18 protein-coding genes are annotated in these 19,006 nt (G+C 56.4%); 10 read left to right on the forward strand and 8 right to left on the reverse strand.

The window, feature by feature from the left end; translation table 11 throughout:
* The coding region (locus AC5FXY_RS17675; RefSeq protein WP_493558035.1) for a hypothetical protein at positions 1-396 on the reverse strand (396 nt) is incomplete at its 3' end.
* Between the two features lie 232 nt (positions 397-628).
* Positions 629-1,099 (reverse strand): DUF4199 domain-containing protein, encoded by a 471-nt coding sequence (locus AC5FXY_RS17680; RefSeq protein ID WP_493558036.1) that lies wholly within the window; start codon positions 1,097-1,099, stop codon positions 629-631.
* Positions 1,100-1,407: 308 nt separating this feature from the next.
* Between AC5FXY_RS17680 and AC5FXY_RS17685 the strand changes: the two genes are divergently transcribed.
* Positions 1,408-3,033, forward strand: coding sequence for an ABC-F family ATP-binding cassette domain-containing protein (locus AC5FXY_RS17685; protein ID WP_493558037.1), 1,626 nt, complete (start codon positions 1,408-1,410; stop codon positions 3,031-3,033).
* Between the two features lie 69 nt (positions 3,034-3,102).
* Positions 3,103-4,020: a hypothetical protein gene (locus AC5FXY_RS17690; protein WP_493558038.1), complete on the forward strand. Its 918-nt coding sequence runs from the start codon at positions 3,103-3,105 to the stop codon at positions 4,018-4,020.
* Between the two features lie 100 nt (positions 4,021-4,120).
* On the opposite strand, the gene AC5FXY_RS17695 is transcribed toward AC5FXY_RS17690, so the two are convergent.
* Positions 4,121-4,282, reverse strand: a complete 162-nt coding sequence (locus AC5FXY_RS17695) for a lmo0937 family membrane protein (protein WP_493558039.1) — start codon at positions 4,280-4,282, stop codon at positions 4,121-4,123.
* A gap of 339 nt (positions 4,283-4,621) precedes the next feature.
* Here AC5FXY_RS17695 and AC5FXY_RS17700 point away from each other — a divergent pair, with 339 nt between their 5' ends.
* The 3 genes from AC5FXY_RS17700 to AC5FXY_RS17710 all read left to right on the forward strand — a co-directional run bounded on the left by AC5FXY_RS17700 (position 4,622) and on the right by AC5FXY_RS17710 (position 7,426).
* Complete coding sequence (locus AC5FXY_RS17700; RefSeq protein ID WP_493558040.1) at positions 4,622-5,512, forward strand: 3-hydroxybutyryl-CoA dehydrogenase; 891 nt, start codon at positions 4,622-4,624, stop codon at positions 5,510-5,512.
* A 249-nt stretch (positions 5,513-5,761) separates the two neighbouring features.
* On the forward strand, positions 5,762-6,304 hold the full coding sequence (msrA, locus tag AC5FXY_RS17705) for a peptide-methionine (S)-S-oxide reductase MsrA (protein WP_493558041.1): 543 nt from the start codon (positions 5,762-5,764) through the stop codon (positions 6,302-6,304).
* Between the two features lie 177 nt (positions 6,305-6,481).
* The gene (locus AC5FXY_RS17710; protein WP_493558042.1) at positions 6,482-7,426 is read left to right on the forward strand and encodes an isoaspartyl peptidase/L-asparaginase family protein; all 945 of its coding nucleotides are present in this window, start codon (positions 6,482-6,484) and stop codon (positions 7,424-7,426) included.
* Positions 7,427-7,490: 64 nt separating this feature from the next.
* Here the strand turns inward: AC5FXY_RS17710 and AC5FXY_RS17715 are convergent, their stop codons facing one another.
* A complete protein-coding gene (locus AC5FXY_RS17715) occupies positions 7,491-8,315 on the reverse strand; it encodes a 2,3,4,5-tetrahydropyridine-2,6-dicarboxylate N-succinyltransferase (protein WP_493558043.1) in 825 nt (274 codons plus the stop codon).
* A gap of 94 nt (positions 8,316-8,409) precedes the next feature.
* Here AC5FXY_RS17715 and AC5FXY_RS17720 point away from each other — a divergent pair, with 94 nt between their 5' ends.
* The 4 genes from AC5FXY_RS17720 to mnmE all read left to right on the forward strand — a co-directional run bounded on the left by AC5FXY_RS17720 (position 8,410) and on the right by mnmE (position 12,999).
* Positions 8,410-9,624, forward strand: a complete 1,215-nt coding sequence (locus AC5FXY_RS17720; RefSeq protein ID WP_493558044.1) for a glycosyltransferase family protein — start codon at positions 8,410-8,412, stop codon at positions 9,622-9,624.
* A gap of 75 nt (positions 9,625-9,699) precedes the next feature.
* The gene (locus AC5FXY_RS17725; protein ID WP_493558045.1) at positions 9,700-10,710 is read left to right on the forward strand and encodes a 3-oxoacyl-ACP synthase III family protein; all 1,011 of its coding nucleotides are present in this window, start codon (positions 9,700-9,702) and stop codon (positions 10,708-10,710) included.
* Between the two features lie 166 nt (positions 10,711-10,876).
* A complete protein-coding gene (locus AC5FXY_RS17730) occupies positions 10,877-11,536 on the forward strand; it encodes a metal-dependent transcriptional regulator (RefSeq protein WP_493558046.1) in 660 nt (219 codons plus the stop codon).
* Positions 11,537-11,616: 80 nt separating this feature from the next.
* Positions 11,617-12,999 carry a tRNA uridine-5-carboxymethylaminomethyl(34) synthesis GTPase MnmE gene (mnmE, locus tag AC5FXY_RS17735; protein ID WP_493558047.1) on the forward strand — a complete coding sequence of 461 codons (1,383 nt, stop codon included), beginning with the start codon at positions 11,617-11,619 and terminating at the stop codon, positions 12,997-12,999.
* A gap of 295 nt (positions 13,000-13,294) precedes the next feature.
* On the opposite strand, the gene AC5FXY_RS17740 is transcribed toward mnmE, so the two are convergent.
* On the reverse strand, positions 13,295-14,191 hold the full coding sequence (locus tag AC5FXY_RS17740) for an aldo/keto reductase (protein WP_493558048.1): 897 nt from the start codon (positions 14,189-14,191) through the stop codon (positions 13,295-13,297).
* A 282-nt stretch (positions 14,192-14,473) separates the two neighbouring features.
* On the opposite strand from AC5FXY_RS17740, the gene AC5FXY_RS17745 reads away from it, so the two are divergent.
* Complete coding sequence (locus AC5FXY_RS17745; protein ID WP_493558049.1) at positions 14,474-15,760, forward strand: citrate synthase; 1,287 nt, start codon at positions 14,474-14,476, stop codon at positions 15,758-15,760.
* Positions 15,761-15,904: 144 nt separating this feature from the next.
* Here AC5FXY_RS17745 and AC5FXY_RS17750 read toward each other — a convergent pair whose 3' ends face one another.
* From AC5FXY_RS17750 to AC5FXY_RS17760, 3 genes are all read right to left on the reverse strand, one after another.
* Positions 15,905-16,261, reverse strand: a complete 357-nt coding sequence (locus AC5FXY_RS17750) for a hypothetical protein (protein ID WP_493558050.1) — start codon at positions 16,259-16,261, stop codon at positions 15,905-15,907.
* Positions 16,262-16,357: 96 nt separating this feature from the next.
* Positions 16,358-16,732: a hypothetical protein gene (locus AC5FXY_RS17755; RefSeq protein ID WP_493558051.1), complete on the reverse strand. Its 375-nt coding sequence runs from the start codon at positions 16,730-16,732 to the stop codon at positions 16,358-16,360.
* A 322-nt stretch (positions 16,733-17,054) separates the two neighbouring features.
* On the reverse strand, positions 17,055-18,995 hold the full coding sequence (locus tag AC5FXY_RS17760) for an OmpA family protein (protein ID WP_493558052.1): 1,941 nt from the start codon (positions 18,993-18,995) through the stop codon (positions 17,055-17,057).
* Positions 18,996-19,006: the final 11 nt, after the last annotated feature.

A 19,006-nucleotide genomic window follows, 5' to 3' on the forward strand; every position in this document is an offset into this window, starting at 1 on the left:
ACCCAAGCCATTGCCGGATGTGTTAGCATCGGTGGGAGACTGGTCCTTCCGCTCATCTCCTTGCAGCTGCACGAGTTGAGAAGGCGTTAGGATTCGGCGGCATTCCTGTTCGTATTGAGATTCAAGTTCAAGGATTTTGGCCTGTCGCGCTTGAGAGTCGTTGTGGAACTGCCAATCTATTTCGTCTAGCTGAGTAATCTTAATCTGGTTGATAGTTCGCAGGCGAACGAACTGCGCTTCGGTCAGGTGCAGCCGAGCGGCCATCTGCCGGGTAGCTTCTTCGGCACTGGCCATCAGCTTACGGTCTTGCGGCTGCGGAACCAGCCGGTCCTGCATCTGAGCGGACGCAGTAAATGTAATGGCGCATAGTAGCGCCGTCAGGTAAAGAAATTTCATGGTGGAGGAGCAACGAAAGGTGGAGAGCACAACGAAGCCTAGGTCATTCAGACAGCGGCTTCATTATGTACAAATATATATTAGAAGAGTTTCAAAATAAAGCAATTCTTTAACAATTTTTTATTGGCCCTTTGTTCCATTTTGATACACGCTTCCCAAACTGGAAACGCAACAAAAAAGGCCCTGCATTCGATTGCAGGGCCTTTTAATCAAATCAATTACTTGACAACCACTACTCTATGTGCTGCATTGGTTTGTGGTCGGGGCTCTTAAAATACTGCATAGCAATCAGCGAAATAATCATTCCCCCCATTGCACCTTGCAGAACGATGGCCAAGAAGGCAATAGTCACTGAAAGATCGAAGCCGAACAGGTCACGCTCCCACAGGAACTCCATAAACTGGGGGAACATCACAGCGTAGATAATAAAGAATAGGCCGAACACGGCGGAAGCCACCATGGCCGTAATAATGCCCGTACCAAAGCCGTGCAGGTAAGGCATACGGTCATGACGCGCTCTTTTGAAATGAGCTATTGCCATACATACCCCGACGGCCAGCACTACTTGGTTAAGCCAGCTATACGTGAGGTTCGAGGCGAAGCCGAATACATTAGCAATCAAAAAATAGAGAATCATGCCCGCGGCAGAAAACAAGCCGTATCGGATTCCGTTGCGTTCGGGAGAAAGAAGGGTATCAGCCATAAGGCAGTCGGATTTAGAGTTATTGAGAAGGGATGCCGACGCGTAGTTGCGTGTAAGTCATGCCACTACGTCCGTTGAGGTGCTTTGCCTTCTTAATACTGCAATTTCCCGGCTGCGGTTGTACCAACGAATGCTTTTTCGTTTCCTTCTATCGGCCAAGCGCTTGATAATGAAGTCGCAGCCCGAGGGATTTTTTAGGGCTTCGTCGTTGTTGGATATCAACTTAGGACAAAAAGCACGGCTATTTTTTAGCTACCTTTGCGCGGTTTTTCGGCGCCGGTCCGCCCCCCATTGCTCAATATTTCTGCATGATCAGCACTACCAATGTCAGCCTGCGCTATGGCAAGCGCGTGTTGTTTGAAGACGTTACCATCAAGTTCATGCCCGGCAACGTGTACGGCCTCATCGGGGCCAACGGGGCGGGCAAATCCACGTTCCTGAAAATCCTGTCGGGCGAAATAGAGCCCAACACGGGTTCCGTGGACATGCCGAAAGGTGCCCGCTTGTCGGTACTGAAACAGGACCAGTTTGCCTACGACCAGCACCACGTGCTCCAAACCGTAATCATGGGCCACCAGCGCCTATGGAAGGTGATGGAAGAAAAGGACGCCATTTACGCCAAGGCCGATTTTTCGGACGCTGACGGTGAGCGGGCGGCTGAGCTGGAGGGCGAGTTTGCCGATCTGGAAGGCTGGAACGCTGACTACGAAGCCGCTGAACTGCTCTCCGGCTTGGGCATTGGCGAAGACAAGCACTATACCCAGATGGCCGACCTCGGCACCTCGGACAAAGTGCGCGTGCTGCTGGCTCAGGCCCTGTTCGGCAACCCCGACGTGCTGCTGCTTGACGAACCGACCAACGGCCTCGATGCTGAGACCGTGCTGTGGCTAGAAAACTTCCTCGATAATTTCCAGAACACGGTAATCGTGGTCAGCCACGACCGCCACTTCCTGGACGCTGTGTGTAACTACATGGCCGACCTCGACTTCTCCAAAATCACCATGTACCCCGGCAACTACTCGTTCTGGTACGAGTCGTCGCAGCTGGCATTGCGCCAGCGTCAGGAGGTGAACAAGAAGACCGAAGACAAGCGGAAAGAACTGGAAGAATTTGTACGCCGCTTCTCGGCCAACGCTTCCAAATCCAAGCAGGCTACTTCGCGCCAGAAGCTGCTCCAGAAACTTACGTTGGAGGAGATTAAGCCTTCCTCGCGCAAGTACCCCTACATCGCCTTCAAATCGGAGCGAGAGGCTGGCAACCAGCTGCTGACAGTGGACAACCTGTCGGCGAAAGTTGACGGCGAAGTGGTTTTCCGCAATGTGTCGTTTACCCTCGATAAAAAGGACAAGGTGGCCATCGTAAGCCGTGACGACAGGGCCGCTTCCCTCCTTTTTGACATCCTGTTTGAGCAAACGAAGGCTTCTACTGGTTCCTTTAATTGGGGCACCACTATTACGCCCTCGTACTTCCCACGCGAAAACCAGGAGTTCTTCGACACCGACCTGAACCTGGTGGACTGGCTGCGTCAGTACTCCACAGAAAAGGACGAGTCGTTTATCCGGGGCTTCCTGGGCCGCATGCTGTTCTCCGGCGAAGAGTCGCAGAAGAAGTCCAACGTGCTCAGCGGGGGCGAAAAAGTGCGCTGCATGCTTTCCAAAATGATGATGGAAGCTGGCAACGTGCTCGTACTCGACGACCCGACGAATCACCTCGACTTGGAAAGCATCACGGCCCTGAACAACTCCTTGCGTGACTTCCAGGGCAGCATGCTGTTTGCCTCGCACGACTTGCAGTTCATTGATACCATCGCCAACCGTATTATTGAGTTGACGCCCGATGGAATCATTGACAAGCGTATGACGTACGAAGAGTACCTTGCCGACGAAGTCATCAAAGCCCAACGCCAGCGCATGTACCAAACGGTCGGCGCCTAACGTTTCGAAGGCCGCGGATGCAACGCTCCGCGGCCTTTTTGTTTCTTGACGTAACAAGCCTTTGCTCTTATGAAGCGTTTTCTGCTGGTCGCTGCCATGGGTGCAGCCGGGGTTCTGGCCGCCGCTCCCAATACCCAGGCGCAAGACACCCCCGTAAAACCGCAGTTGCCCACGGGCCCGCCCATGGTGCCCCCTCCCACTCGGCCACAGCCACAGCCGCCTGTGACCCAACCGCAACCTGCTGCGCAGCCTCAACCGCAGCAGCCGGTGCAGCCCCCCACCCGCTCAAATACCATCGACGACGACAACCGGCCAGCACAGCCCCTACCTGGCTCGCCGGCGCCGGCCCAACCGGCCCCCACTACGCCCGCTGGCACGGGCCGCGGCATAGATGATGACGGCCGCCCCGCCCAGCAGCTGCCACGCAATGGTACCGTGCCCGGTGCAACGGTGCAAACAGAGCGAGAGCCCAGCAAATATTTCCTGTACGGCAGCCCGTTGCGGCTCGGCTTGAGCGGCAACGACTTTAACGGAGTCAACATCTCCGCTGGTTTTGCTCCGGCGCTGGGATACCTCATAACCAATAAGCTAGCGGTAGCCGCAGGGCCGGTTTTCGTGTACCGCAACTCCTCCTTCGGGCCTGACGCGGCTACTTACGGGCTGCCAGACAATATCAAGATGTTGGACGCGGGTATCCGGGGCTTTGCGCAGCTTACGGTATTCAAAACCTTCTTTTTGCACGCCGAATACGAATCAACTCGTTCGCAAGACTTTATCTTGACGAGATTGGCTGGACAGAATCAATTCGAAGCACAAAAGGTCAAGCTGAATACGCAGGCCCTGCTGCTCGGCGGAGGCTACCGCCAGCAATTTGGTGACCGGTTTGCGGTAGACATTTCGCTGCTTTACAATGCCAACTACGATAGGAATTATTACCCCGTACTTACCCGACGTATCAGCTTAGTATACGAGTTAAAGGGTAAGTAATGGCTCCGCTTATCGGCAAGTAGTTCGTGTAAGACCACGAAAAAGGCCGTTCCCAAATGGGAGCGGCCTTTTTCGTTTTTCAAACTCAACAGATGGCGGCTTATACCGAGCCGCCGCGTATGAGACGGAGAATAATGGCAATGATGGCAATAACAAGAAGAATGTGAATCAGGTTGCCCATCCCAAAGCTATCGAAGCCTAGGAATCCCAGTAACCAGATAATGATCAGGATTACTGCGATGATGTACAGCAGGTTGCCCATGGCGGGGGAAGGTTTAGGTGAATGGTGTGGAAGAGAACGAAAGGCCTCGACCCGGATACATCCTGTTTGGGACTTGGCCGGTGAGACGTTCTGCCGGTTTGTACGCGGTGTTGTACAAAAGGATATGAAGCTGAACAAAAATTAATAAAAAATATAGCCATTTATCTATTTATCTAATTGATTCTGTGAGCTAAAACTCTTTGCCATAATTCTTGTTTAGGGCCCAAGCTCGGCCGTACGGCGGGGTTGCTGCAGTTGGGTGGCCCATTGGTTTAGGTTAGCTTTGCCGCAGCCTGCCAGCCTGGCTGCGTTATTTGCTCACTCTCCCCCTTCCCACACATGCTGAACGTCGCCGTTATTGGCTCGGGCACCATGGGCAATGGCATTGCCCACGTGTTTGCCCAGTATGGTTTCCCGGTTACCCTCATTGATATCAACCAAGCCGCGCTCGATAAAGCGGTGCTGACCATCGGCAAGAACCTGGACCGCCAGGTGGCCAAGGGCAGCCTCACCGAGGACGAAAAGACGGCTACGTTGGGTCGCTTGCGCCCCAGCACTTCGCTGGCCGAAGGCGTACGCGAGGCCGGACTGGTGGTAGAAGCCGCCACGGAGAACGTCGAAATCAAGCTGGACCTGTTTCGCCAGCTGGATGAGCTGACACCCGCTGACTGCATCCTGGCCTCAAACACCAGCAGCATTAGCATCACCAAAATTGCCGCCGTCACGAAGCGTTCCGACAAGGTAATCGGCATGCACTTCATGAACCCGGTGCCGGTGATGAAGCTGGTGGAAGTAATCCGCGGCTATGCCACCTCCGATGCCGTAACGGAGCAGATCATGGACCTCTCGCGCCAGCTGCAAAAGGTGCCGACAGAGGTAAATGACTACCCCGGCTTCGTAGCCAACCGCATTCTGATGCCGATGATCAACGAGGCTATCTACTCCCTGTTTGAGGGCGTGGCCGGCGTGGAAGAAATCGATACCGTAATGAAGCTGGGCATGGCTCACCCCATGGGCCCGCTACAGCTCGCCGACTTTATTGGGCTGGACGTGTGCCTGGCCATCCTGCGCGTGTTGCACGATGGCTTGGGCAACCCCAAATACGCTCCGTGCCCGCTGCTCGTGAATATGGTAATGGCCGGCCGCCTAGGCGTAAAGTCGGGGGAAGGCTTCTACACCCACACGCCCGGCTCCAAAGAGCTGGTGGTAGCACCGCGCTTCCGGAAGTAAGACAGAACAGATCTTTAAGAAACGGACCGTGGCCACTGCTGCGGTCCGTTTTTTTGCGGTTTAGCAAGCCGGTGCAGTCTAGGCTTCGTAGGTCGGCTGCGGTTGAAAAATCAACCGAGCTTCAAACTTTAAAAGCATCGTAAAGCTTTTGCTCGTATGCAACGCTGCTTGCTATTGCTGCCCTTACTGCTTGGCTTTACGCTGGCTGGCTTTGGGCAAGCCTCACCTGCTTCTCAATCAACGAAACGAATGGAACAAGCAACATTTGGCGCCGGCTGCTTCTGGTGCGTCGAAGCCGTATTTCAGGACCTGGATGGCGTAGATAAGGTCGAGTCGGGCTACACGGGAGGGCGCATCGCCAATCCTACCTATAAAGAGGTCTGCTCAGGCCTGACGGGGCACAATGAAGTGATACAAGTAACCTTCGACCCGACCCGAATCAGCTTCGAAGAGTTGCTGGAGATTTTTTGGAAAACCCACGACCCCACCACCCTCAACCGTCAGGGAAACGACGTGGGCACGCAGTACCGCTCGGGCGTGTACTACCACAACGACGAGCAGAAGCGCCTAGCCGAAGCTTATAAGCAGAAGCTCAACGAGGCCAATGCTTTCGGCAAGCCCGTAGTAACTGAGATTCTGCCAGCCTCCCCTTTTTATAAGGCCGAGGATTACCACCAGAACTACTACAATCAGAACATGCAGCAGCCCTACTGCCAGTTTGTGGTAAAGCCCAAGGTAGACAAGGTGCGGCAAGTATTTGCGGAGAAACTGAAGGCCGAGGTGAAGCGGTAATTTTGGCTTACGCTCAGCAAAGCCCGGCTTCGGCCGGGCTTTTTTTATGCCCTAATAGCCTGTTAAAACGCTTTTTTATAACCTCAGCACTACCAACCCTACCGGTACCCTTGCGTACCACTCCTGCCGCTCACTGACATTTTCCACACCCCATTCTTTACCTCACACAGCATCAGTATGGGCAAGTACGTCATCATCATCCATGGAGGCGCGGTAAACACAGATCCTTCCACTATTCCCCCCGAGAAGGAGGAAAGGCTAAAGCAAGGCTTGCATGAGGCTCTAATGGCTGGCTCAGAAATTCTGAGCCGGGGCGGCAGCGCCCTCGATGCCGTGGAAACCGCCGTGCAAAGCATGGAAAACAACGAGCTGTTCAACGCCGGTCGCGGCGGTATGTTCAACATCAACGGGGAAGTTGAAACCGAGGCTTCCATCATGGATGGCCAGAGCTTACGCGGCGGTGCAGTGAGCGGGCTTAAGCTCATAAAGAACCCCGTGGGCCTGGCCCGGCTGGTGATGGAGAAGTGCAAGCACACTTTCCTGACGGCCGAAGGAGCCCACGAGTTTGCCCTTTCGCAGGGCCTCACGCTACAAGACCCCAGCTACTTCAAAACCGAAGAACAGCGAGAGGAGTGGTTTGAAATTCTGCACGAAGCCCAGGTCGAACACGCCAACAAGAAAGATACCGTGGGCGCCGTAGCCCTGGACCAGCACGGCAATCTGGCTGTGGCCACCTCCACCGGCGGCATCGAGGGCAAGCTGCGCGGCCGCGTGGGCGACAGCTGCATCTACGGCGGCGGCAGCTACGCCAACAACGAAGTATGCGCCGTATCCTGCACTGGCGACGGCGAAATCATCATGCTGGGCTCACTAGCGCACGAGGTCTACGCCCTGATCAAGTACAAAGGCCTCACACTTCAGAGAGCCACGCGCGAGGCCGTAGAAATGTACGCTGACAAGCTGGCTGGTGACCGGGGTATCATTGCCATTGACCCAAAGGGCCATGTCTCCATCGACAGCAATACCAACGTGATGCGTTGTGCCTACCGCGTGGAAGAACAAGAGCCGTTCGTCGCGGTCTGGAAAAAAGAAGTGGACGAGCAGCTACGTCGGAAAAGGTAAGCCCAAACCCAACAAAAAAGCCCGATCGATTTGACCGGGCTTTTTTGTTGACAGATAGCGCAGCTTATACGGCCACGTTATGCTCGCGCAAGGCGTCGTTGAGCGACGTTTTGAGGTCGGTGCTGGGCTTGCGCTGACCGATGATCAGGGCGCAGGGCACGTGGAATTCGCCGGCCGGGAATTGCTTCGCCAACGAGCCCGGAATGACCACCGAGCGCGGCGGCACGTAACCGCGGTATTCCTTGGCTTCGGGCGTGCTTACATCGATGATGCGCGTGCTACCGGTGATGGTCACGCCGGCCCCTACTACGGCTTCTTTACCGATGTGGCAGCCTTCCACCAGAATGCAGCGCGACCCGATGAAGGCGCCGTCTTCCACAATAACCGGCGCAGCTTGCACCGGCTCCAGCACGCCGCCCAGGCCTACACCGCCCGAGAGATGCACGTGCGCCCCTACTTGCGCGCACGAGCCCACGGTAGCCCAAGTATCGACCATGGTACCCTCGCCCACGTAGGCGCCGATGTTCACGTACGAGGGCATCATGATGACGCCGGGGGCCAGGTACGCTCCGTAGCGGGCCACGGCGGGGGGCACCACGCGCACTTGCTGCTTGGCGTAGTTGGTCTTGAGCTGCATCTTATCGTGAAACTCGAAGATGCCCAGCTCGGTGGTGTGCATCTGCTGCAGCGGGAAGTACAGGATGACGGCTTTCTTGATCCAGTCGTTTACTTGCCAGCGCCCTTCTTCGGTAGCACTGGGCTCGGCCACGCGCAGCAGGCCGCGGTCGAGGTGGTCGATTACGTTGCGAATGGCTTCCTGCGTGGCCGCGTCCTGCAGGCGGCTGCGGTCGGTCCAGGCGGCTTCGATGAGGGGTTGAATGTCGGTCATAAGTCAGGCTGGGCGCGCCGGCGCGGGCCCGGTTTGGTAGGCAAAAATAACTGCCGCTTGGCAGCGGAGGCGCGAAAGTAGTAGGTTTGACCTTGTGCAGCCTTCTTCCCGTCCTGCTCCTGTTGTTTTACTGGCTTCGGTGCTGAAGCCCGTGGACGATACGCGCATGTACGAAAAGTTCGGGCTGACGCTGGCCGCGGCGGGCTACCGGGTGCACATTGCAGGCCGCAGCGCTGCTCACGCCACCAAGAAACTGACGGTGGAGCCGCACCCTATTTTCAACAACCACCGCCTCTCGGCCGACCGGCTGCGGGCCCAACTCCGCTACTGGCGCTTGCTTACGCACCGCAGCACGCGCCCCGATCTGGTAATCGTGCACGCACCCGAGTTGCTGCCGCTGACGTTGGTGTGGCAGGCGCTGGGCTCGGGTCGAAAGTTCTTTTATGATATAAGGGAGAACTACGCCCTGAACATCCAGACCCAGCAGGTCTACCGTGGTCTTGTGCAACGGCTGCTGGCTGGCGGTGTTCAGCTGATGGAAAAGCTTGCAGCGAAGCACGCCGCCACCGTTATTCTGGCCGAACGCAGCTATGCCGACGAGCTGCCTTTTCTGCCCCGGCTACGCACCATTGTACTGGAAAACAAGTATGCGCCGCCCCTTGGCGCAATCCTACCTAACACAGCTGCGCCCGTTTCCCTTCCCAGCAGCAGCCAACCTCTCCGCCTACTCTATTCCGGGACCATTTCGGCCTTGAATGGCATTTTCGATGCCATCGAGTTTGCCCGACAGTTACGTGTGGCGTGGCCGCAACTGCAGCTGACCATCATTGGGTACTGCCAGCAGCCTACGGAATTGGCGCGGCTCCGGCAACTCGTACTCGAACACTCCGGCTGGCTTCGCCTGATCGGCGGGGCTACACCAGTACCTCACCGCCTGCTGCTGGAACAGATCAGGCACCATCACCTCGGCCTGCTGCCGTATCAGGAGCACCCTAGTTCTTGGCGCTGCCTGCCTACCAAGCTGTTTGAATACCTCGCCACGTCCCTGCCCGTCCTGATTCCGCCCAATCCGCTTTGGGAAGCAGAAATTCGTTGCTATCAGGCAGGCTTGGTGGTGCGCTTTAACCAGCCGCTTTCGGCGGCCGCGGCCCACGCGCTGGCGGCCGAGCTGGGCAGCCGCCAATACTACCCGGCGGGCCCGGTTACGGCGGCTTACTGGCACTCGGAAGCTCCTCACTTGCTTGCTACCGTTGCGTCTGCCTTATCCCAATCTAATGCTACAACTGTCGGGCCCGACGCTACGTTGTAGGCGCGGCGGCAGTTATTATCTTTGACGCCTTTTTGCCTGCTTTTTCCGCTCCGATCTACACCACACCCCATCATCATGTCCCAACTTCGTACCGCTGAAATTGCCGGCGTGGGCCACTACGTCCCCTCCCGCGTAGTCACCAACGCCGACATCGAACAACTAATGGAAACCACCGACGCGTGGATTCAGGAACGCACCGGAATCCAACAGCGCCGCTGGTTTAACGAAGGCGAAGACACCACTGCCAACATGGGTGCCCGCGCGGCCCGCATGGCCCTGGAGCAAGCCGGGCTCAGCCCAGAGGATGTACAGCTCATCGTATTCGCCACGCTTTCGCCCGATTATGTATTTCCGGGCTCCGGCGTACTGATGCAGCGCGAACTAGGCATCAAGGAAAACATTCCGGCCCTCGACGTACGCAACCAGTGCTCGGGCTTCATTTACGCATTGTCGGTCGGCGACCAATTCATCAAAACCGGCATGTACGATACCGTACTGGTCGTCGGTTCCGAAATCCACTCGTCGGGTCTTGACAAGAGCACCCGCGGCCGGGGCGTTTCCGTCATCTTTGGTGATGGCGCCGGCGCCGTGGTGCTGCGCCCCAGCACCGAGGAAGGCCGCGGCATCCTGAGCACGCACCTGCATGCCCAGGGCGAATTTGCCGAAGAACTCATTACCGTGGAACCCGGCTCCAACCACGACAACCGCGTGCAACGGGTAGTCGAGAACCCCGAGGCCATGTACCCTTACATGAACGGCAACACCGTGTTCAAGCACGCCGTGACGCGTTTTCCGGAGGTAATCATGGAAGCGCTGAACGCCAACGGCTACCAGCCTTCGGACATCGATCAGCTGATTCCGCACCAAGCCAACTTGCGCATTACGCAGTACGTCGGTCAGAAAATGGGCCTGGGCGAAGACAAAGTATACAGCAACATTCAGCGTTACGGCAATACCACCGCTGCATCGGTGCCACTGGCCCTGAGCGAAGCCCTACAGGAAGGCCGCATCAAGCGCGGCGACCTGGTGTGTCTGGCCGCCTTCGGCTCGGGCTTTACCTGGGCTTCGGCCCTCATCAAGTGGTAGGCCGGTAAACACCAGCTTAGGAATGCTCAGCACTGAGTTGAGCGTTCTGAATTTTCCGGCGAGGTGGACGCGTTGCGTCTGCCTCGCTTTTTTTTGGGACCTTTGCACTCTGAGTTCTGGCTTCCCAATTCAGAATTCGTCATTCTTCATTCAGAATTAAGGAGCCTTGCCTAGCCACACCGAGGAAAACTACCTGAAGGCCATCTACAAGCTTTCCGAAGCCGAACCGGGTGCCGAAGTCAGCACCAACCGTATTGCGGAAGTGCTGCATACCCGGCCCGCGTCGGTTACTGATATGCTTCGCCGGCTGGGTGAAAAAGGCCTGCTGAGCTACCAACGCTACCGCGGCGTGCTCCTGACTCCGGAAGGCCGGCGCCTGGCGCTGCTCACTATCCGCAAGCACCGGCTATGGGAAGTATTCCTGGTGCAGAAGCTGGGCTTTGCCTGGGACGAAGTGCATGAAGTAGCCGAGGAGTTGGAGCACGTAAGTTCCGCCTTGCTGGTGCGTCGCCTGGATCAGTTTCTGGGGCATCCGCAGGTCGACCCACACGGGGACCCCATTCCACGCGAAGACGGTCAGATTCAACGTGCCCAACATCTGCTGCTTTCGGAGCTGCAACCAGGCCAGCACGGCTTTCTGGTCGCTGTCAAAAACACGAGCCAGCCGTTTTTGCAATACCTTAACAAGGTAGGCCTTGGCCTTGGCTGCGATATTAAAGTATTGGATAAGATATCATTTGACAACTCATTAGAAATAAGCATTAACCAATCATCCAAAACGCAGATTTCGGCTGAAGTCAGCCGCAACTTGTTTGTAACTTCCTAGGTGGAGCAGTAGCTGATGAGGTAGTGCCCAATCCCACTCATCCCTTCGACGCTTTATCCTTTTTCCCCTCCCGAACGCCCGTGCTACCGCTTGCTCTTTCCGATACCATTGTAGCTCTTTCCACCCCTCCTGGCGCGGGTGCTATTGCCGTCGTGCGCCTTTCGGGGCCAGCGGCCATCAGCCTCACCGCCGAGGTTTTCCATGGCAAGAAGCTGAGCGAGCAGCCAGGCAACACGCTGCATTACGGGACTATACGCGAAGGCGGTCAGCTGCTCGATGAAGTAGTAGTGAGCCTGTTTCGGGCGCCGCACTCTTACACCCGCGAAGACGTGGTAGAAATCAGCACCCACGGCTCCGACTACATTGTGCGGGAGTTGCTGGCCTTGCTCGTGCGCCGCGGCGCGCGCCTTGCCGAACCAGGCGAATTCACCAAACGGGCCTTCCTGCACGGCGCCTTCGACCTGGCCCAGGCCGAAGCTGTAGCCGACCTCATTGCCGCTGACTCCGCCCTGCAGCACCGTGTGGCCATGAATCAGATGCGCGGCGGCTTCTCGCGGGAGCTGAAGGATTTGCGCCAGCGGCTGATTGATTTCGCAGCCTTGCTGGAGCTAGAGCTGGATTTTGGCGAAGAGGACGTAGAGTTTGCCGACCGCTCGGGCCTGCAACGTCTGCTGGCTGAAGTACAAAGCCTGGTACAGCGCCTGCTGCGCTCTTTTGAGTTGGGTAACGTCATCAAAAACGGTGTCACCACGGTCATTGCTGGCCGTCCCAATGCCGGTAAAAGCACCTTACTCAACGCTTTGCTTAACGAGGAACGCGCCATTGTCTCGGCCATTCCCGGCACCACCCGCGACTTCATCGAAGACGAAGTAAGCTTGGAAGGCATCAAATTCCGCTTCGTGGATACCGCCGGCCTGCGCGAAACCACCGATACGGTGGAAGCCATTGGCGTGGAGCGCACCCGCCAGCGCATGCAGCAAGCGGCTCTGGTGCTCTACCTGTTTGACCTGACCACCGCCACTCCCGCCGAAGTAGCTGCTGATGTCGCCGCGCTGCCCCTGCCCGATGGCACTACTTTGTTGCTCGTCGGCAACAAGCTGGACGAGGCCCCTACAGAATCCGTAGCAGCGCTGCGCGACACTTACCCGGAAGTGCTGCTGCTTTCCGCCGCCCGCCACGATGGCCTGGATGAGCTGCGCCAGCGCCTGCTGGCCACCGTACGCCGCGAAGGACTTGATGCTGGTGCCGCGACCATCGTGACGAACCTGCGCCATGCCCGCAGCCTGGAGGTGGCCGGCGAAGCCTTAACCGCCGTTCAGCACGGGCTGCAATTTGGGTTGGGCACGGAGCTAGTGGCCTCCGACCTGCGCCGCGCGTTGCGCGCCCTGGGTGAAATCACCGGCGACATCAGTTCGGATGATTTGCTCGGCAGCATCTTCACGCGGTTCTGCATCGGAAAATAGGCCGGTACTGAATGCTGCACCCGCGAGGCAACGCAAGTCTAGCAGCCAGCTACTGTCCAAAAGATTGCCAGCTCCGGCAAAGCGTCACCAATACCAAGCTAGTCACGAGCCGCTTCGCCAGAACTCGGACCGCAGCTATGAGAACTTAGATTTGCTAGCAACCTGGCGCCGCCATTCAGTTGAGGCAGCGTTTCGGACGATGAGGTTTGCCCACTTGGCTAATTGAATTGTCAGCCGGCCGGCCTAAATGCTATGTCCGAGGCAGGCGTTATTGCATCTTACCCCTTTCGGGACATTACCGATGTTGTTCGTAGGCAAGCGGCTTTAGCGTTCCTGCCAGCATTTCTATTTCCGTGGAAGTCAACGAAGGCGCGGCAACAACAGCCAAGGCCTGTGTAAGTTGCTCATCGGTACGGATGCCTAGCACCACAGCGCTTACTGCCGATGAATGCATCACGAAGCCCGTGGCGACTTTAGCGGCACTGCGCCCATGGCCAGCGGCGAGCCGTACTGCGGCTGCCATCCGACCAACTTCGTCGGCCGAGTAACCTAAATAAGGCTTCGCTTCCTTACCAGCCAATAATCCTTGAGCTAGGCTGCCCCGAACCAAGACCCCGATCTGTTCCTGCTGCAACAGGTCAAGGCTGCTTTCCTCCGGTCGTCGGTCCAGCAGGCTGTATTGCATCATCACACTGGCTATACCGGAGCGCTGCGCATATTCCCGGATGACATTGGGCCGGATAGATGAAATGCCGTACGCCCTGATCTTGCCCTGCTGCTGCAGTTGCTCGAAAGCCTCAATCGTTTCCTCTATTGGATCTTCAATAGTGCCACCGTGCAGCTGATACAGATCGATGTAATCGGTCTGCAGCCGCCGTAGGCTTTGCTCCACGGCTTGCAGGATGTAGGCCTTAGTAGGATTCCAGTCCCAGCCGCTGCCATCGGGCCGCCACTGATTTCCTACTTTGGTAGCTATGACTACCTGCTGCCGCCGACCCTGAAAGGCCTTGCCGAGCGTTTCTTCGTTGAATCCACGCTGGTACAGATCAGCAGTATCGTACAGATTAATGCCCGCATCCATGGACCGGTGCAGCAAAGCAGCGTTGGCAGTGTGGTTGTCGCCCAGAGACATGCAGCCAAACCCAATGCGGCTAATCTTCAGCGGTGATTTGCCTAGGGATGTGTAGTTCATACTGATGAGGTTTAGCATGGCTCATACGCACAATCTCAGAAATGAAGCCGGCCTATCGGCACAGTCTTCTATAGCAGCTGTAAGCTTTTTTCGGAATTAATGCACTTTAATCACATCGATGTAGTAACATCTTTAGAACTGTGCATCAGGCTTAAACAAGCCGACACTTTTATTTGTACTACAACTCGGCCATCTCAATCACCGCTTTAGGTTGTACGGCAACCGTCTAATGCCGTACTTCGCCCCTGTACGCCACCTCTCCTGTCCAATAATCTGTTTGTAATGGCAGAAACCGCTGAAATCATCCTCGACGGCAAATCTTATCAGCTGCCGGTCGTTGAAGGCACCGAGAACGAAAAAGCCCTCGACATCAATAAGCTCCGCGACCAGTCGGGCTACGTCACGCTGGACTCGGGCTACAAGAACACCGGCGCCACCAAGAGTGCCATCACTTTCCTCGACGGCGAAGAAGGCATCCTGCGCTACCGCGGATACCCCATCGAGCAACTGGCCGAGCAGTCTACTTTCATGGAAGTAGCTTACCTGCTGATTTACGGCAAGCTACCTAACGAACAGGAATTAAGCGACTTCAACGGTCAGATCATGCGTCACACCCTCGTTCACGAGGACGTGCGCAAGATTTTCGACGGCTTCCCCTCGGGTGCTCACCCCATGGGCGTGCTTTCGTCGCTGGTATCGGCCCTCACGGCCTTCTACCCCGAGTCGCTGAACCCGAACCAGAGCCAGGAAGAAGTAAACCTGAACATCAAGCGCCTGATTGCTAAAATCTCGACGCTGGCGGCCTGGTCGTACAAGAACTCGGTGGGTCACCCGGTGAACTACCCGAAAAACAAGCTGGACTACGTGTCCAACTTCCTGCACATGATGTTCGCTTTCCCCACGGAAGACTACGAAGTCAACCCAGTGGTGGTAAGCGCACTGAACAAGCTGCTCATCCTGCATGCCGACCACGAGCAAAACTGCTCGACCTCGACGGTTCGCATGGTAGGCTCGGCCAACGCTTCGCTGTACTCTTCGGTATCGGCTGGTATCTGCGCCTTGTGGGGCCCGCTGCACGGCGGTGCCAACCAGGAGGTTATCGAGATGCTGGAAGAAATCAAGGCCGACGGTGGCAACACCGACAAGTGGCTGGCCAAAGCCAAAGACAAGAACGACCCGTTCCGTCTGATGGGCTTCGGTCACCGCGTGTACAAGAACTTCGACCCACGCGCTACCATCATCAAGAAGGCAGCCGACGACGTTCTGACTGCGCTGGGCATCAACGACCCTATTCTGGACATTGCCAAGCAGCTGGAAGAAGCCGCCCTCACCGATCCGTATTTCGTGGAGCGCAAGCTGTACCCCAACGTAGACTTCTACTCGGGCATCATCTACCGTGCCATCGGCATCCCGACGGACATGTTCACGGTGATGTTTGCCATGGGTCGTCTCCCCGGCTGGATTGCCCAGTGGAAAGAACTGCGCGAAAACAAAGAGCCGATTGGTCGTCCGCGTCAGATCTACGTGGGCGAAAAAGAGCGCGACTATGTACCGGTTTCGGAGCGCTAGTATCCTTCAGCCTTAACTAAATAAAAACGCCAGCCCCAAAAAGGCTGGCGTTTTCGCATTTACGTGAGCGAGTTATGGTGCGCTGTCAGATCGATGGCAATGGATAGGCGTCGTGAGCGTACGCCTACGTGCTCTTTTGTTTAGTTATTGACTGAGAGCAGTCATGTTGGAACGCGACTGCCGATAAGCCGACAGTTGGCGTGGCCAGAGAATGGCTGCTATATCCCACTCGTAACGGTCCTGAAGCTCGGCCAGTTTCAGGTCAAGCGTAGCTGGGTCGGCCGCCAGGCTGGTTTTGAGGGCTTGGGTTTCGGCCAGCATCCGCAGGTTGAGGCGGCGCACTTTCACAAACTGAGCTTCATCCAGCGGTACTTTCTCGGCCATCTGCCGGGTCATGGTCGTTGCGCGGGTTTGTAAGGTGTTATCATCACCAGCAGCCGTGGCGGGCTGCGTCATACCAAGCGAAAAGGCAACGGCCGAAATGCAGAATAGCGTTTTCATAACGGTGAGTAGTTTGAAGTGAAATGAGCGGGGTGAAAAATGAGGGGCTCTTCAGCCCCGCCACGCCGTGGTGACGGGGCCGATGAGCAAGCGCAATTAGTTGCTACCGGGCAGGCCTAGGGCGGTCATGCTTTCCTGGCTCTGCTTGTAGGCCGTGAGCTGCGTAGGACGCAGCAGGGAAGACAACTCGTAGTGGTAGCTTACCTGTGCCTCCGACATGCGGGCATCCCGGATTTCCGGATCGGCAGCGAAACGGATTTTCAGATCCTCCAGGGCCGTGAGCATGCGCAGGTTCAGCTGCTTCAACTTCACGTACTGCCCTTCGTCGAGCTTCATTTTGCTGGCCATGTTGCGCGTCAGCGCGGCAGCACGATTGTTCAACCCAGAAGGATCATTGTTTTCCGGATCAGATGCACGCGCTGCAAACTGGAGGCCCAAGGCCAAGCCGGCTAAAAGGAGGAGCTTTTTCATAGTGGTGGAGAACAAGGGTTTGACGTGTGTTGAAAGAGAGTTGGCGTTTTTTCATCGACTTATGAAGGTTTTCAAATTGACTTTCATTGGGATGGTTGACTGGGCCAAATATAGGAACAAATTTAAATCCTCAAATAATTTTTATCACTATTCTAATTGACAGCTTTTGTCAACGTAACTGTAAAAACTGATCTTCAGACTGTTAACAGCTCTATCAAAAAGCCTTACTATAGAACTCTTCCAATGCACAAAAGCACAATTGCCGCCCTCAGTAAAGAGGGCGGCAATTGTGCTTTTACGTGTATGCTGGTACTAGTCGCGGTTACAAAATCCGGAACTCGATACGCCGGTTCTGCTGCCGATGCTCGTCTGAGTCATTCGCTACCAGGGGCTTAGTCTCACCAAACCCGCGGAAGCGCAGTCGATCGGCCTTTACTCCGTGCTCTACCAGATAATTGTACACCGACTTTGCGCGGTTCTTGGAGAGTACCATGTTATCGTCGTCGGTCCCCACATCGTCAGTATGACCCGAAATTTCCACCTGCACGTCCGGATACTGCGACATAAACTTGATCAGACGGTTCAGTTCGGTGCGGGAGTTGGGCTTTAGCTTGTATTCTTTCGTGTCGAAAAAGAGGTTGTTGAGCACAATGCTGCGCCCGGCCCGCACAGGCTCCAGGTATATGTCGAGTGTGAGGGGGTCAAAGCTTCGCTTATCGGAATAATCGAAGTTGAGGCTTTTCATTAGGTACTTGTCGGCTACGGCGTACATGCCGTACTGGTGGCCTTCGTTTAGTACCACGGTGTAGTCGCCCTCCACCGGGTCGCTGGTTACGGACTGCGTCAGCTCGTCGGTGCGCAAATCGTACAGTTGCACTTCGGCCTTGATGGGCTTTTTGGTGACGGCGTCATACACACGTCCCTGCGCGTACGTGCTCTGTTCACTGGAACGTACCTCCTTGGGTACTTCAAAGCCAAACAGTTCCACGGGCCGGTCGCGCTCAGCTACCGCGGCCTCGGCAGGCCGAGTGCGCGAGCAAAAGCCGCGGCGGTTGTCAGAGGAGATAAACAGCGACGCCTCGTTTTCAAACGTGTTGAGCGGGTAACCCAGATTCTCAGGCGCCGACCACTTGCCGCCGGCCAAAGTACACTTGTATACATCGAGCCCCCCCATACCTACCAGCCCGTCGGTTACATAATACAGCGTGCTGCCACTGGCGTGGATAAACGGAGCCATGTCTTTGCCGGGGGTATTGACCGGGGCGCCCAGATTGCGCGCCAAGCTCCACGTGCCGTCTTCCTGCAGGGTGGTCACATAGATATCTTCCTGCCCCTGACCGCCGCGACGGTCCGAAGTAAAGTACAGGGTACGGCCATCAGCGGAAAGCGAAGGCTGCGAATCCCAGTTGGCAGAGTTGACGTTGCGGCCCAGGTTTACGGGCTTGCTCCAGTTGTTCCCGGTGCGCCGCGAGATGTACAGGTCGCAGTTGCCGACGGAACCGGGCCGGTCGCAGGAAGCGAATACCAAGGTTTTGCCGTCACCGGAAATGGAGCCAGCGCCTTCGTTGAACTGCGAGTTGATGGCGGCCGAAATCAATGCTGGCGGTCCAAAAGAGCCATCCTTCTCCATGCGACTCACCACGATGTCCTCGTCGGACTCGCTGGACTTGCGGGCCGTGTAGACCAAGAACCGGTTGTCGGCCGTCACAGCGGGAAAGTACTGGAAGCGAAATGCATTCAGTGGTGCTCCCAACCGCTCCGGTACCGTTCCCACGGGGTTCTGCATCGACTTCAGCGCAAATTCACAATTCTGAACCTGCCGTTCGGCTTTGGGAATAAAGCGCTGTCCTTTAGGCGCTATCTTTAAATACTTGCGGTAAGCCTCCAGGGCGGGCTGATACTCACCAAAGCCCATGGCTAGCTCGCCCAACGTGAAGTAGTCGTTCATGCGCGCCACGTCAAATGCCATCTTTTCAAGGCCTTGACGATAGGCTTCGTAGGCCGAACGGCTCTCGCCCATGGCCTTGTGCAACTGTCCTTTCAGCAGGTACGGCTCCCCCATAGAGGGAAACTTCTGGTTCAGCGTGGTGAGCGTTTCCAGCGCCTTATTGAAGTCACGGTCTTTGGCCTGCTGTTGCGCCTTGTCCCAAAGGCCTTTGGCTTTGGTATTGGCAATGGGAGTTTTCGCCTGCGCGGTAAGTGGCTGCACGGGCAGGAAGCACCCAGCAGCTACGAGGAGTAAAGGCAGCAACACACGGCGCATAAACGAGTCGG

The organism is Hymenobacter sp. FMD4 (assembly GCF_058932745.1).